The organism is Bradyrhizobium sp. Ken01 (assembly GCF_055807355.1).
The window spans coordinates 1-838 of record NZ_JBVVPC010000143.1; the positions used below are offsets into that span (position 1 = coordinate 1).

1 protein-coding gene is annotated in these 838 nt (G+C 64.0%); it reads right to left on the reverse strand.

From position 1 onward, the window contains the following. A partial coding sequence (locus AC0L3S_RS39090) for a reverse transcriptase domain-containing protein (RefSeq protein WP_473285285.1) occupies positions 1–625 on the reverse strand: 625 nt, incomplete at its 3' end. Positions 626–838: the final 213 nt, after the last annotated feature.

Genomic DNA, 838 nt, shown 5'->3' on the forward strand with positions numbered 1-838 from the left:
GCGCCACCATCCGCAGCAGCCACTCGTGGTCGACCGAGTCGAAGAAGTTGCGTATGTCGGCATCGAGCACCCAGTTGACGCGCTGGCTCATGATCGCCGTGTGCAAGGCGTCAAGCGCCATATGAGGATTCCGCCCCGGCCGGAAGCCGTAGGAGAACCCGAGGAAGTCGACCTCGTAGACGGAGCTCAGCACCTCGGCTACCGCGCTTTGGACAATCTTGTCCTCTAGCGCCGGCACACCGAGAAGCCGCTTACCGCCATCGGCTTTGGGGATGTAGACTCGTCGCACCGGCTGTGGCCGGTAGCGACCCGTGTGGACGCGTCCGCAGAGCTCCCGGAGGTTATCCGTGAGCCTCTCTTCGTACTTCGCCACCGTTATCCCGTCGACCCCCGCGCTGGCCTGCCGCTTTTGTCGTCGAAACGCCCGACGCAGAGCGTCCTCGTTGACGTGGTGCAGCAAGGCCGTGAACCGGGTTTGAGCAGCCTGCTTGGCTGCCGTGTTCACCCATTCGAGGTTCGGCGGCAAGGCAACCCGGCTCTGTGTCCGGACCCTGGCCTTCTCGCGCGGGCTCCCCTCGGGCTGACCCCTTCCCTCCATGCGTCTCGTTTCCTTCGACGACTTCACAGGTACTATGGACCAGTCCGACTCCCGACCTCAGCTCGGACCGCGGCTCTGGCACTGCCTTGCCGCTGCCCCCCGTTGGAGACCAATCCAACGGACCCGGTCGGGCCTCTCATGTTCCGATGATTACCTTCCATGCGTGATCCGGCCATCGACCCCGACGGAGCGGCATCGTCTCGCATAACGACGATGCTCATGCTGCCTTCGTGTTTAGGG